General features: G+C 61.3%; 13 protein-coding genes. 2 read left to right on the top strand and 11 right to left on the bottom strand.

Annotation, left to right across the window (positions count from 1 at the left end; genetic code table 11):
* Nucleotides 1-507 precede the first annotated feature (507 nt).
* From ribD to PLL20_19675, 3 genes are all read right to left on the bottom strand, one after another.
* On the bottom strand, nt 508-1,623 hold the full coding sequence (gene ribD, locus PLL20_19685) for a bifunctional diaminohydroxyphosphoribosylaminopyrimidine deaminase/5-amino-6-(5-phosphoribosylamino)uracil reductase RibD (GenBank protein ID HPD32222.1): 1,116 nt from the start codon (nt 1,621-1,623) through the stop codon (nt 508-510).
* 27 nt (nt 1,624-1,650) lie between these two features.
* Nucleotides 1,651-2,445 carry a signal peptidase II gene (locus tag PLL20_19680; GenBank protein ID HPD32221.1) on the bottom strand — a complete coding sequence of 265 codons (795 nt, stop codon included), beginning with the start codon at nt 2,443-2,445 and terminating at the stop codon, nt 1,651-1,653.
* Between the two features lie 244 nt (nt 2,446-2,689).
* Nucleotides 2,690-3,589 (bottom strand): TraR/DksA C4-type zinc finger protein, encoded by a 900-nt coding sequence (locus tag PLL20_19675; GenBank protein ID HPD32220.1) that lies wholly within the window; start codon nt 3,587-3,589, stop codon nt 2,690-2,692.
* Nucleotides 3,590-4,065: 476 nt separating this feature from the next.
* Between PLL20_19675 and PLL20_19670 the strand changes: the two genes are divergently transcribed.
* Both PLL20_19670 and PLL20_19665 read left to right on the top strand, forming a co-directional pair.
* Nucleotides 4,066-4,539 carry an Rrf2 family transcriptional regulator gene (locus tag PLL20_19670; protein ID HPD32219.1) on the top strand — a complete coding sequence of 158 codons (474 nt, stop codon included), beginning with the start codon at nt 4,066-4,068 and terminating at the stop codon, nt 4,537-4,539.
* Nucleotides 4,536-5,780, top strand: coding sequence for a DUF438 domain-containing protein (locus PLL20_19665; GenBank protein ID HPD32218.1), 1,245 nt, complete (start codon nt 4,536-4,538; stop codon nt 5,778-5,780). Before PLL20_19670 ends, PLL20_19665 begins: the two co-directional genes overlap by 4 nt.
* Before the next feature lie 81 nt (nt 5,781-5,861).
* Here the strand turns inward: PLL20_19665 and PLL20_19660 are convergent, their stop codons facing one another.
* The 8 genes from PLL20_19660 to PLL20_19625 form a co-directional block, all read right to left on the bottom strand.
* Complete coding sequence (locus PLL20_19660) at nt 5,862-6,119, bottom strand: DUF1858 domain-containing protein (GenBank protein HPD32217.1); 258 nt, start codon at nt 6,117-6,119, stop codon at nt 5,862-5,864.
* A 168-nt stretch (nt 6,120-6,287) separates the two neighbouring features.
* Nucleotides 6,288-7,643, bottom strand: coding sequence for an MBL fold metallo-hydrolase (locus PLL20_19655; protein ID HPD32216.1), 1,356 nt, complete (start codon nt 7,641-7,643; stop codon nt 6,288-6,290).
* A gap of 61 nt (nt 7,644-7,704) precedes the next feature.
* Nucleotides 7,705-8,727, bottom strand: coding sequence for an alpha/beta hydrolase (locus PLL20_19650; protein ID HPD32215.1), 1,023 nt, complete (start codon nt 8,725-8,727; stop codon nt 7,705-7,707).
* 102 nt (nt 8,728-8,829) lie between these two features.
* Entirely contained in the window at nt 8,830-9,240 is a 411-nt protein-coding gene (locus PLL20_19645) for a type II toxin-antitoxin system VapC family toxin (protein ID HPD32214.1), read from the bottom strand.
* Nucleotides 9,237-9,452, bottom strand: a complete 216-nt coding sequence (locus tag PLL20_19640) for a hypothetical protein (protein ID HPD32213.1) — start codon at nt 9,450-9,452, stop codon at nt 9,237-9,239. Before PLL20_19640 ends, PLL20_19645 begins: the two co-directional genes overlap by 4 nt.
* 166 nt (nt 9,453-9,618) lie before the next feature.
* Nucleotides 9,619-10,995 (bottom strand): class I SAM-dependent rRNA methyltransferase, encoded by a 1,377-nt coding sequence (locus PLL20_19635; GenBank protein ID HPD32212.1) that lies wholly within the window; start codon nt 10,993-10,995, stop codon nt 9,619-9,621.
* 264 nt (nt 10,996-11,259) lie between these two features.
* Nucleotides 11,260-11,643: a hypothetical protein gene (locus PLL20_19630; protein ID HPD32211.1), complete on the bottom strand. Its 384-nt coding sequence runs from the start codon at nt 11,641-11,643 to the stop codon at nt 11,260-11,262.
* A gap of 86 nt (nt 11,644-11,729) precedes the next feature.
* Nucleotides 11,730-12,489: RHS repeat-associated core domain-containing protein (locus PLL20_19625; GenBank protein HPD32210.1), on the bottom strand; the 760-nt coding region annotated here is incomplete at its 5' end.

Raw genomic sequence — 12,489 nt, 5'->3', positions numbered from 1 at the left:
GAGGGGACTTGCACCCCTCTGATCGAGTACACTCTCAGACGCACTGGGGCCGACGAGGGCGTCGGCCCTACTGTTCGGCCGAGAAGGGGTTCTCGGTCGAGCGGAGCTCAAGATGGGCCGACGAGGGCGTCGGCCCCACTTGTTCTTCATCCCGTCCATGTCAATCTGTGTGATCTACGGGCCACCCTGCGTGTGAAGGATTCCGTTCGCCACCCGAGCTTCGCCTTGAGGCGACGCCGGGCAAGCCGCTGGCGCAATGGGGGACCCCGCAATCTATCATCGACAACGCGCCCATCCGGCGTAGCTGTGCTTTGCCGAATACATGGGCCACCGGCCGGTCAGTGGCCAGAAGCCCGACAAGGGTGCCTGCCTCACTTGGACATCGCTTTACTTGGACAACGCTTTACGGCGAATCCGGACCATCAAACGCGCAGCGCAATCGCCCGTTCGATCCGGCCGCCGTACTTGCGGGTTGGCCAAAGCTGCGATGCCGGAACCTGTTCAAGATCAGCGCGTCAAACGCAGGTGATAGACGTCGTCTTCCCCGCAGTGAGTAAGCTTCGTCCAGATGGGCCGGGGCGAGTCGGCAACACGGGCGGGACCATTGCCGGCCAGTGCCGAGGTGGCTTGGCGGCCGCCGATCAGACGGCGCGAGACGAAAACCACTGCCTCATCAGCCAAGCCGGCGTCAACGAAAGTGCCCAACGTCCGCCCGCCGCCCTCGACCATCACGTTTGTCATCCGGCGGCGTCCCAGCTCTCTCAGCAGACCGTCCACATCCAGGCCCGATCGCCGGGAGCGCAGACCGAGAACCTCCGCACCCAGTCTGGCCAGACGACGTGCCTTCGCCGAGTTGGTCTGACGGCGGTCGGTGACGATGATGGTGGGGACCTTGTCGGCCGTTCGAATCAGTCGGGCGTCCGGCGGCGTACGCAACCTCGGATCGATCACCACGCGGGTTGCGGTTCGTCGGGGCTTGCCGTGCCGACAGGTCAGAGCGGGGTCGTCGGCGACGACGGTTGCGACCCCGACGATGATCGCATCCACCCGGCCACGAAGCTTGTGGGCATATCGCCGGGATTCCTCACCGCTGATCCACTTGGAGTCTCCTGTTCGTGTGGCGATCTTGCCGTCGATGCTCTGGGCCCACTTGAGAATGACCCACGGCCGGCCGCTCCCCTTGAGTTTGAGGTAAGGGGCATTGAGGTGTCGGGCCTGATCCTCGCACAACCCGACGCTGACCCGGATGCCGGACTTCCGAAGGATCGCAACGCTTCGGCCGCTGACGGGAGGCAACTCGTCTCGCATTGCCAGAACCACCCGCTTGACACCAGCCGCGATCAGGGCATCCGTGCAAGGCGGCGTCTTTCCGTAATGGCAGCATGGTTCGAGGGTCACGTAGGCGGTTGCGCCTCGCGCGAGCCGCCCGGCATTCTTGAGGGCGTTCACCTCGGCATGGGGGCCGCCATATCGCCGGTGGTAGCCTTCGCCTATGATCCGGCCACCGCGGACCAGAACGCAGCCCACCATCGGGTTGGGCTCGACGCTTCCGCGTCCTCGGACAGCGAGAGCCAATGCCCGCCGCATCCAGACGTACTCTTGTTGGGTGAAGGTTTCAGGCATGGCGAACGGACCTTTACCTGCCCGTGATCAGCCGGACTTGCCTGCGGATGCCGCGGCCTCTTGTTTTGCCCGTGCCGCCCGCATCTCCCGCCTTTCTCTCCAGAAGTTGAGCAACAGAATTGCCACCCCAGCAACCAGGAGCACATCGGCGACGTTGTACACCCAGGGCCAGATAGGCTTCCATCGACCACCGCCCAGCGGAATTCGCGGCTCCATCTTGACGAAGTCGCGGACCACGCCTTGCCGCCAAGTGCGAATGATCCGGTCTCTTTCGATCAAAAAACGGCTGCTTCGTTCCGGGTAGTTTTCGAGCACCAGATACTTGTCATCGCTCTTTGCCTCATTGATCAGCCCGGCCTCAGGTTCTCGTTTTCTTCCCTGACGATCAGCGTATTGCACGACATCGACGATCACGAAGATACGATCATGCAGGTTGCCGAGCGCTCCGGCCAGAACCAGCCCCAAGGCGATGTGGAGGCTCCATCGTTCCCTCCCGCTCTGAACAAACAGGTAGAGCACAAAAGCCAGCGCGAGAAACGATGCGACGACAAACACCGGCGTCCACCCTTTGCCCAAACCGAACAACGCACCAGTGTTCAACGACCGCTGAAACCTGGCAAGGTTCCTGACGATGACGATGCCCGTGTCTGGGTCAACATTGCTGAAGGCCCAATGCTTGGTCCACAGGTCAACCACGAGGCCGATAATGGCGACCAGCCACAGCCGGACGTGCGATGCCGGAGAACGAATCGCCGAAACGAAACTTTGTTCGGAGCTTTCTGCCGAACCACTTGGAATGCAATGACTTGTGCGCTCCGCCATGAGTTCCCGAAGTCTGTGACCGCCTCCTGTTTCCGAAGGGGGACAACCGCGTTGGTCAGAAAACGCCGACACTCATCGCCTACCGGCCGGTCGCCGTGGGGCTGGAAGCCTTTCTGACCAAGTTGGACCGCCTCTTGGCGGGTCGCAACCGAACGAAACCGTCACGGAGAAACATATACGCAAAACACGCAGATTCCTCATCGTGAGGTACCAAGGAGCGAGGATTGTAGCCACATTGGCCGAATCAAGCCAGCCCGAGTTCCCGTCTGCGGGCGTATTCGATGCAGTACTTAGCCCAGGGCTTGGCTTGGAGGCGAGCCTTTGAGATGCGCTTGTTGGTCGCCAAGCAGATGCCGTAAGTACGGTTGTCGATTCTCTCGATTGCCTCGTCGATTTCTCGGAGCAGGTTTCTTTCGTTTTCAATCAAGCCAAGGGTGAGTTCCTGCTCCCATGTGTCCGTCCCAAGGTCGGCCATGTGAATCGGCATGCTTGAGCTGGTGCTGGCACCGGAAGCTTGGCGAATGGCCTCATCTTCCAGATTCGTTACGTCTCGGACGATTTCCTGCCTCTTGCTGAGCAGCAGTTGGCGAAACTCCTCCAATTCGGCATCAGACAGATAGGTCCTGGCGAGGGTCTCAGACGATGAATCGTCAGATGGTTCGCCGTTCCCACCATCTTCGCTGGTTTTAGGCTTCTTGGCGTCCTTGCGGCTCGGGCGCTCGAAAATGCTCCCAAACGCAGGGAGTTTCGGAAGGCCAGCAATCTCCCGCGGCTCCGGGATCGGCTTTGACGGTCCCGGACTCGTTTTGGCTGGAGTGGTTGGCTGGCCTGTCGACTTGTCTCGCGAGGCGGTCTTACCCGCAGTCTTGGTCTCGGCAGAGCTCGATTTGACCAGCTTATCGGCCTTCTGTGCCTTCGCCGATGCCTTGGGCGCCTTGGTCTTGTCTCCCGACGCACCCAGCGGGGTCTTGACCGGGGCCTTGATCCCTTTTTCGGCCGACTTGTTCCTCAGAGTCTTTTCGTCAGGCTTGTCCTTGGCGGATCGCTTCCGGCTCGGCGCAGCTTTCGCCTTGGGGGCCCCCTTGGAAGATCGGGCCGCCGTTTTGGCCTTCTTACCCTTGGCTAATGTCGTTTTCTTTCCCACTGTGTACCTGCACCGAACGGGTCGCTAAATTAACGTAACCTCTTGCAACACAACAAGAAAAGTTAAGGCTATCGTCTTGAAAGTATAGGTGCGAAAACCCGTACTGTCAAGCCGCAGTCCCGATGATCGAAAGCAAGGCGCTTATCGGTTGGCCCTCCGCGCTTCTAAAACAGCAACAATCATGATGGGCGATCTTCAAACAACACTGGGCCTGCACGCAGAGCCGAGCTGGCTCCTGAAAAGCCAACCCGACACTCAGTCGCGAGACAGTTGGGCGGCTACCAAGATGCATAGGACGTCATCGGGTTCACAGGGGGAGCAGGACGGCCGACTTGCCTGATCGTCCCAATAAAACCTGGACCTCCATGTTGAAATTCGTGCGCTGGCTGCCTAGGCTTGGATGCGGCGCTGGTTCCACGCGCAGACCCAGATCGGCCGTTTCAGGGTTTCAGAATATCGGGCAGGGTGGGCCAGTCATGATTTCGCAGACCGCCGAGTACGCGCTACGCGCCGTGCTTATGCTCGCAGCACGAGATGATGTTCCAGCGGGTACGGCCGCAATTGCGGAAAGCACCAGAGTTCCTGCCGGATACCTGTCCAAGGTCCTCCAGGGCCTGGCGCGTCATGGGTTGGTGGTTTCAAGCTCGGGCCGTCGCGGCGGTTTCCGGCTGGCCCGCAAGGCCAGTGAGATCTCGGTGCTTCAAGTCATTCAGGCGGTGGCTCCGCTTGCCCGGCTTGGGCAATGCCCGCTTGGAATCGAATCTCATAACGGTCGGCTTTGTCCACTTCACCGCCAACTTAACCAGGCGACGGAGGCATTCGAGAAGGCTCTTGCGGCGGTCACCATTGCGCAATTGCTGCAGGAACCAAACGGTCGCGCTGACGTTGCCATCTCAGAAGAACGGACAAGTCCCCCTTCCGTCGGCAAAGACAAGACGGGTAAACCATGAGTGAACTGATCGACAATCGTGCCAAGCGAATCCAGACACTGAAGGAGATTGTCCAGAAGCTTCATCATGGGGCCAAGCCCGAGGAGGTGAGGGCCCAGCTCACGGAGATCGTGCGTCACGCCAGCCCGGGGGAGATCGCTGCCATGGAGCAGCAGCTTATGGCCGAGGGCGTGACGGTCAACGAAATCAAGAGCATGTGCGACCTTCACGCCGCGGTGGTGCAGGATATCCTCACCAAGCAAGCCGAGGGCGATGTACTACCCGGGCACCCGGTGGACACGTTTCGTATCGAGAACGCGGCCATCCGGCGCACGCTGGATGAGCTGAACAAGGCTGTCAGCGACCTGGCCGCGCTGCCGCCGGACGACGATCCGGGACAGCCGCTGCGTCGGGCGAGGCAGGCGGCCAACGACCTGATGGACGTCGACAAGCACTACCAGCGGAAAGAAAATTTGCTTTTCTCGGTTCTTGAGCGGCACGGGATCACCGGGCCGTCGAAAGTGATGTGGGGAAAAGATGATGAGGCCCGGGCAGCGCTCAAGACGCTGCAGGCGACGCTGCGACAGAGCTACGCAAACGCCGGCCACGCGGCTGCGGCGATCAAGCCCGCGGCGACGACGGCAGCGGCAGCGATCGGTTCTATGATCGACAAGGAGGAAACCATTCTTCTGCCGATGTCGCTCCAGACGCTGACGGAGGATGAATGGGGACAGATCTGGCAGCAGTCGTCCGAGTATGGCTGGTGTCTCGTCGAGCCGCGGACCGGTTATGCTCCGCCGGAGTCCGTGCAGGCTCAGGAGGTGGCGGAACTGCCTCACGGCCGATCGGTGGCTTTTCCGGCCGGCAGCCTGACCTTCGAGCAGCTTGTCGGCGTGTTCTCGACGCTGCCGGTGGATCTGACCTTCGTGGACGCCGAAGACCGGGTTCGGTTCTTCTCCGAGAGCAGCAGCCGCATTTTCGCTCGCAGCAAGGCAATCATCGGGCGCAAGGTCCAGCACTGCCACCCGCCGGACAGCGTGGGCGTGGTGGAGCGGATTCTCGACGATTTCCGATCGGGGCGGCAGAGCATAGCCGAGTTCTGGATCAACCTGCACGGTCGATTCGTGCACATCCGCTACTTCGCGGTGCGCGATCCCAAGGGTGAGTATCTGGGCACTCTCGAAGTGACTCAGGATCTGACGCCGCTACGAGCCTTGGAGGGCGAGCGGCGGTTGCTGCAGTACGATAGGCCTGGGACGTAAGTCACTGGCTCGGGTCCGGCGGGTTCTTGTGAGCGCGGACGGGTTGGTTGCGGTGGGCGAGACTCTCCCGCAACGAGAGCTTTACCGGCCGCTGGTACCCTTCCCAATCACTGCGTTGAGATCTGCCAGAAGCGGTTCCAGATTGACGCCCTTCATCTCGGCTGCCTGGGCGATCGAGACATGGCGTGCGACGGTGCGGCGCATGACCGGGTTGGTGATCTGGGTGAAGCCGTGGTTTTTGAGCACGTCGATCGTGGCCGGGTACCAGTCCACGACATGGCCTACCTTGTGATCGCCGGTGATCGTCGTTGGTTTCGCGTTTTCATCGTTTGTCGTCATGCGGAGCTCCGTGCGAAGATGCGCTCGTTCAAGCGACAAGAATCGACAACCCAGGCTCAGGAAGAGCCTGATCCATCTCATCCGGTGGACGGACAGACTATCAGACGAACGGATCTTCGGACAAGAAGACCGACAAGCCGGCGGCCGGTGAGACGGGCTTTCTGCAGCCTACTTGGCCGGTTGGCTCGTCACGCAGAACGCGATGGGAATTGGCATGCCGTCGTAACTGCAGGCAAAGCCGGCTCTTTGCGTGAAGACGGGCATGTCGGGGATCGTCGTCGGCCCCTCGCGGCGCGACTGATGAATGGCCAGGACGGTGGTCCAGGTATCGATTGCGCCGGCGGCCCGGAGTCTGTCGACGAGCCGCACAAGGTCGCCCACATCACCGTGCTCGCGGCCGTCGTCACTCGATGCGAAGGTCGTGTCGATAGCGAACACGTCGAATCGCTCGGCTGCCAGGGCCGCGAAGGCCTCGGCTTTCGGATAGCCACTGTCGGTACCGTAGTAAACAGTGGCGCCTCGCCGTTTCAAGATGAAGCACAGCGGGTCATCGCTGGTTGCATGCGCTGCTCGCACCGCTTTCACCTGTAGCTCGCCGGCTCGCGTCTGACCTCCCGCCTGCATTTCGTCGAGGACGGCCATGTCACTCCTGCCGCTCTTGGACAGGTGATCTCTGAGGCGGTCGCAGACGATCTTGCTGCCATGCACAACCAGCGGGCTGAGCCCGGCATCCCTTCGGTTGGCGGCCAGCTCGGCGATACTCGCGGGGTCGAAATGATCGGCGTGCTCGTGGCTGATGAAGAGGTGCTCGACGTTCTCGGCCGAGTAGCCCCAGCGGCGCAGCCTGCGCATCGCGTCGGTGCCGAAGTCGACCATGGTATTTGGCGGCATGAACACTGACGATCGCTCGCGCCGGCCGGGGCGGTAGGAGCCCTCGTAGCCGTCCCAGTCGGCGGCCCCCGAGCCGAGGATGCGGACGGTGGCCGTAGCCGTCGTGATGCCCAGCCGCTGCTGGCAGAAGGTCAGGTGGCCCTCGACGTGGTCGTCGGGTTGTTGCCACACGTACTCGGTGATGATCCGCTGCAGCAGGTTGGACGCCCCGGCCAGTTCCTTGGGCAGTATGCCGTCCGGGTCGCGCTTCTTCTCGAGCTGTCTCACCATCAGCCCGGCCCTGGCCCACACCCGGCCGTAGTACTCGCTGTCGACCTTCAGCTTCTTCTCGCCGCCCGGCGTGAATCGCACGGTGTAGACGCCGTCGGCCCAGTCGCGGGCCAGAAACTCGATCGAGTCGGTTCGGGTCGCGCCCGTCCAGACGATGTGGCCCCACGGATCGATCACGTCGACGATCACCGGCGGGCTCTCGCCCGGCTCGGGTACGGCCATCCGCACCCAGGCATTTGCCCGGGTGCGCACGGCCACCGGCGCTTCGCCCGCCTCGCCCGTCCGCGCCGTCGGGGCGGCGCCGCAAGTGCCGAGGAAGGTCAGGACAACGAGTGTTCTTCCTGCCGATCCAAAGTGTTGCATGATTCGCTTGTCATGCCAACGGCTCGGCGTGGGCATGCCTGTATGTGATTGCCGACAGTTCTCACAGATGCTGCTTTAGGAAAGCCAGCACGCGGTCGAACACTTTCTGGATTCTCGGGTTCCGCATGTCTGAGTCAAACCCGTGCTCCCCCTCGATGGTGACCAGCTCGTGCGCCACCTTGAAGCGGGACAGCTCCGTATCCATCAACACGGATTGCTCGTAGGGTACGTCCGAATCCTTGCTCCCGTGCAGGAGAAGGATGGGCGGGTAATCCGCGGAGACGTTCCGGAGCGGGCAGAACGCGGCAAACGCGGCCGGCTGCTGCTTCGGGTCAAGCCCCGTGACCACGTTCGGCCAGATTCCCTGCTGCCGGGTGTAGAGATAGAAGGGAACTCGATCCGATTTCGGCTCGGAGACTGCCGTCGTCCCGACGCATGAGTACGCCTGCTCTCGTGTGACGGCGGGCTGCTTCGAGTAGGTCGGGCTCGGCTTGGTATACCAGTCGCCGATGATGTCTCCGTATCCACAGAAGGAGACCAATGCTTTGGACCGAGGGGTGATGCACCACCCGCTCATCTGAGTCAGGTAGCCTCCGGCCGAGTGACCGATCACGGCCACTCGCTCGGGATCGATGTGGAACAGAGTCGGGCCTTCCTCGCGGACCCAGGCGAAGGCGTCACGGAGGTCGTCCAGTATGCCGGGCAGTTTGGTCTCCGGAGCAAGTCGGTAATCGATGGCCACAACGGTGTAGCCGGCGCGCAGATACAGGTCCAATTGCAGGCGGTTGATGCTCGCTCGCGAACCCATGATCAACGCTCCGCCGTGAATCCAGATGATCACGGGTGTCCGAGCCGAATCCGCCGACGGGCGATAGACGTCGGCACGAATCTCGCAGTCGTCGACTTTCTTGTATGTGTAGGTGTGCTTATTGGCAGGCGCAGGCTTGTTCTCGGTGCCGGCATCGGAGGACGCGGTACTTGTCGGCTTTGTTTGAGCAGCGGGCGCCCCCGCTGCCGCCGTGGCAGCCATGCCGCCGAGAACAAGGAGAACGGCCGCCGTTGTAGTCGAACCGAGCCTGTGCATTTCTTCACACCCCCTACCGCTGAGGCGATGGCCATCCGACTATCTCAGTCATAGCGCAAACAACTCAACCAATGGCGTCTGATCTTCGCCGCAGACTGCGAGTCAAAGACCCCTTACCGACATCGCCTGGGGCAGTGAAACGCCCCACAGTCTCGAGTCGTTTGTGATGAAAGCGTCTGCTCGGTTCGCCAGCGCGCACGCAATCTGAATGGCGTCTGGCTGACGAATGGAACCTTGTGCGCGTTTGCCCGCATATTGCTCGGCCGCAGCCCGGTCAAAGGCAACAAGCCTTATCATTGCGGGCGAGGTCGGAAGCTCGGTGTATCTTCTCACGAGATCGGTTCTTCCTTGCCGAAGCGGTTGGGCGAGCAGTTCGCCAAGTGTGCGCGCTGATGCAATGATCTCATCTCCGGATTTGCGATGCTCGCGATACAGAGAGTCAACCTTGGGGTGGGAGGCGGGGTGTCGTTCGATGAGATAGATGAACAGGTTGGTGTCCCAGAACACCTTCATTCCCAGCCCTCGCGTTCGCGACGCTGGTACTCGACAGGGTCAATCCCGTCCCAGACTTCCATGCCCAGCCCGCTCAGTTCGAGGATGGGATCGCCATTGCCGGGTTGGCCTTGGGGACGGACGGTGACCTCCAGCGGAACCCCTTCAGGAAGCTGAACGGCTTCATCCGGAACAATCACTTTGCCATTGTAGTGGGCAGTCAGGCGTACCATCGAGCACCTCAGGACGCAGTACAGTATAGCTGACCCACGGATCGACTGCCAGCCCTCGTCCCGCTGAGAGTTGTCCGCCAATGAAGCTCTGGTCTCCCGTGCACGGGCAAAGACGGCGTTCGTAGGACCGGTTGCCTCAATTCACCATTTTGCGTTCGACATTCCCTCACATCACTCGCGCCCACACCGCCTTGAGGTACGCGCTCTCCGGGCAGTTGGCCATGACCGGGTGATCCGGGGCGGCGCCGGTCTGGTCGACGAACTGCAGGGACCGCCGCAATCGGCTTGCGGCTGCCTTGACCATGCCGAGGAAATCCTCGCGCGAGACCAGGCCCGAGCATGAGCAGGTCAGCAGCAGGCCGCCGGGGCGAACGACGCTCATTCCGAGCGTGTTCAGGTCGACGTATTTGCGGGAACCCTCCTGGAATTCGTCGCGGTTGCCCACGAATTTGGGCGGATCGAGCACGACGACGTCATAAGCGTTGCCGTTGGTCTGCATCTGCCGCAGGTAGCCGAAGGCGTCGGCGTGAACGTGCTGGATGCGGACCTCGTTGAGGTTGGCGTTCTTGCGAGCCAATTCGATGGCGTCTTCGTCGAGATCGACGCCGGTCACCGCCTCGGCCTGACCGAGCTTCTTGGCGTAAACGCCGAAGCCGCCGGTGTAGCAACAGACGTCGAGAACGCCGGCTCCGCGGCACAGTGCAGCGAGCCGTTTGCGGTTATCGCGCTGGTCGCAGAAGAAGCCGGTCTTGTGTCCGGCGCGAAGGTCCACGCGGAATCGCAGGCCGTTCTCGCGGATGGTGATGGTCGGCGGGACTGCATCGGATGCCAGGGTGGGGATCTCGAATCCTTCAAGCCGTTCGACGTGCTCGTCGGCGCGGATGACGAATTTAGGGTTCCCGCCTTCGCTCTTCGAGCTACGCCGTGGCAAGCCCTGGCACAGCGAAGCCTGGGCGAAGGCCGGTTCGCTTGAGATCAGGGATTCGCTGAGTACTCGCTTGATCAGGTCAAGCCGCTTGAAGATGCCGAGGCTGAAGACTTCGATGGCGATCCAGTCGCCGTATCGTTCGGCGATCAGGCCGCTGAGCCCGTCGCCCTCGGCGTGGACGAGTCGATAGGCGTCCGTGGCGGGGTCGTCGCCGAGCAGTTGCCTGCGCCACGCGATCGCCTGCTCGATCCGCTTGCGGAAGAAGTCCTCATCTACGGCTGTCGGCTCGTACGACAGCATCCGCAACCCGATCTGTGAGCGGTCGTGGTAGAAGCCGTGGCCGAAGAGGTGGTCCTGCTTGTCATAAACGGCCACGACGTCGCCCGGCCTGGCCGTCGGGTCCACCTGTCCGATCATCCGCTGGTAGATGAACGGGTGTGCGCTGGCCGATCGCAGCCGAACCCAGGGGTAAGGATACTGGTGCTCGGGCGGCGGGGGTGTGTTGCCGGCCCGCTTGTCGCCGCCGTCACCGTGCGGCCGGCCGCCGGATTTCTGGATGTACGGTCCCCGGCCGCCCTTGCTGCGCTTTCGAGATGCTCCACCGTGCTGAGTCATGAGAGCATCATCCGGGACAAGACGCGGAGGTGCAAGAAGGAGGGGCGGGGGGAATGTGGAATTGAGAATGGAGAATGGGCCGTGTTCTGCCGTCGCCCATGAACCTCACCACTGGTCAACTCCGGAAACAGCGGTCATTCGGCACAGGACGTCCAATCCACAAGGGCTTTCCTAAGGCGGACCGCCTTTTTGCGGGCCGCAACCCAAGCGTTCTGCGATCCGGAAACATGCGCGCAAAATGCGCACCAGTCGCGGCGGAAGGGACTAATATCCATTGTACAGGCGATCCAGGATCTCTGACAGTTCTACGCCGCGCAGACCACAAAGAATCTTGTGAAACCGCTCCCGGCGAGCGATCTCCCCCCTAAGCCGTTGCGATAAGTCATGATCCGGCATCTTTCCTCCACGCTTATACAATTCGCAAAGTACTCGGTTGAGACTCAGCAGCAACAACACCTCTGTGAGTCGGTAGCAAGCGAAGAGCGCCACCAGAAGCAACGCCGGGAGTAGCGGATGAAGCAGCGAGAATCCGAGGCGGGGAATCTCAAGGCCTATTTCGATAAGTACCATCGCCAAAGCAGCAGACCCGGCAATCAGAAAGAACCATCTGACGAACCTTAGTGCTCCGAGAAGATACTTCAGAGACATGACGTCCTAGTCTCCTCATCATCGGTTTTCAAGCATCGGCTGCGGAATAGAAAACTTCGCCGGCACGCTGCGGACTCCGGTACATCTTACTCAGGCGGAGAAGACCAATCAGAGAAGCTTCTTCCTTCGTTATGTGCGAAGGACATTGGGAGATAGGCGGCGGGTACAACGGTCTGGCTCAGGCTATTCAGAGCTCTGCTGACCCCGTTTACCACCCTGGTTATACAAGCAATGATGGCCGCCTTCCTGATCGCAGAACCGTTGAAGGCGAAGATGCTGGAGCAACCCGTACACGTGCCGCTGACTCGCACGGCCACGGCCATTGAAAAGCCCGCGCTCACTCTTGGGATGGTCAGCGTGACGATCCCATTCGTGACGTCAACATCGATCGCGATTTCACCGGTGAGCCCCGCTGCCGGTCCCGGGCCAGCCACCGACCCCCCTACGGAGAAACTGAGGCCGTTGGTTGGGTCTCCGCCAACATGTACCAGTATTCCAACTCCAGCTGAAATGTTTATTCCTCCACCAATAAGGCCTGTAAGCGTGACAGCATCACATACCCTGCAGTGCGGAGCCCCAGTGCATGCGTACACGCTGCGGGATCCGCTCAGTTGTCCTCCGCCTCCAAGGAAACTGCCGGATAGAATGAGCGGAATCTGGATTGTAAAAGAGCCGACCACACCTATTCCGACGCAGGCTCGGCCGTCAGGGTCATACCTGTTCGTCAATGCGTTGTCACCGGCCAAGTAGAGGTTCAGTGCTGCTATCTCTCCAATCGGATCCCTGCTGAGCCATCGTCCGAGTCGTGGGGAGTAGTAGCGGTAGCCCCAGTAGCCCAGGTGAGTT

Source organism: Phycisphaerae bacterium (assembly GCA_035384605.1).
In the GTDB taxonomy this organism is placed as follows: Bacteria; Planctomycetota; Phycisphaerae; order UBA1845; family PWPN01; genus JAUCQB01.
The sequence above is the reverse complement of the archived record's forward strand: the minus strand, read 5'-3'. Positions and strand labels throughout refer to the sequence as shown.